The organism is Actinoplanes sp. NPDC026623 (assembly GCF_040638275.1).
GTDB lineage: Bacteria > Actinomycetota > Actinomycetes > Mycobacteriales > Micromonosporaceae > Actinoplanes.
Genome location: NZ_JBEZXZ010000459.1, coordinates 1 through 1073 on the forward strand (window position 1 = coordinate 1; position 1073 = coordinate 1073).

A 1073-nucleotide genomic window follows, 5' to 3' on the forward strand; every position below is an offset into this window, starting at 1 on the left:
CGGCGGGGTCTTTACGTTGGTATGTCCCTCTCGCTGAGCATGTTCGCGGACAGCCCGTCACCAGTTACGTACCGAACTTCTGCCTACGCGCTTAGCGGGTGTAACGCACCGTCCAGGTCCTCCGACATTGGCTGACCGCGGCTTGCGAACCCGACAATGCAGGTGGTTATCCGTTTAAGATCATCCTGCCGATCGCTGAATGCGGCTCGTAGACTCTGGCCAACCGGCAAGCGCATACTCTCAAGATCTTCTTGCGGAATCCCGTAGACCCGCGCGCTCCGGTCGTCATCGTCGAACGTCGCCCGCAGCTCAACCTCGACGAAACGCTCGGCCTTGTCGACCGTGTCAAAAGGCATGGCGGCGGTCGACTCGACGCCGGCCTCCAAGCCGTCCAGTAGCTGAGCGATCGCGGTGGAAACCCGCTCAATATGGTTGCCGAGGGCTGCGCTTCTGTCCCGCTGCGGTGGGTCGAACGCGAGAACATCAGCGGCGGTCACGTTCAGGTCGTGAACTGTGTCGGCTAAGCGGGTGACCACGAGACGGAGTCGTCGGCCTATCGACCGTGGACTGCCCTTGATTGCGGCGTCGAGATCGGTGAGTGCTTCGCGTGCCAACCCTAGGAGTTCCAGGACGGCGCCGTCCTCCAGTACCGTCTGCCACTGGACACCGGTAACTGGAATGGGAGGCTCCGCAGCGGGCACCAGCTGCGGCACCTTCCACGGCTCACCCATAGAGGCAAGAGCTGCGCTTACCGCCTGTAGCGTCTCGTCATCCATGCCACACAGTCTCGCCCGTGGCTCGATATTGATGCCGGTCTGGTTTCTGACCACTGTCGCGCCATCCGGGCGTAAGCAACGCCCGGACAGGCATCGTGTTGCGAGCACAAACGGCCGCGTGGTAACCGTCGCGCGGCCGAGCGGAGAGCGGCATCACCCGGGTGGGCGTGCTGGCATTCGACCGCGGGCTGAACCGACGACGGCCTTAGCTTTCCGTTTAACGTCTGAGCTGGGATTAGTCGCTCTGTCGAGGGACTGGCAGGACGCGGCCACCTGGTCACTCTGAGGAGACGCGAA

General features: G+C 62.9%; 1 protein-coding gene. It reads right to left on the reverse strand.

Annotated features, from left to right (window positions below; all coding sequences use genetic code 11):
- Positions 1-83 precede the first annotated feature (83 nt).
- Positions 84-776, reverse strand: a complete 693-nt coding sequence (locus tag AB0F10_RS45800) for a hypothetical protein (RefSeq protein ID WP_360640940.1) — start codon at positions 774-776, stop codon at positions 84-86.
- Between the last annotated feature and the right edge of the window lie 297 nt (positions 777-1073).

What these genes read in the sequence shown, in the direction of transcription:
- AB0F10_RS45800 (WP_360640940.1), bottom strand. Translation starts at nt 776, where the DNA reads ATGGATGACGAGACGCTACAGGCGGTAAGCGCAGCTCTTGCCTCTATG.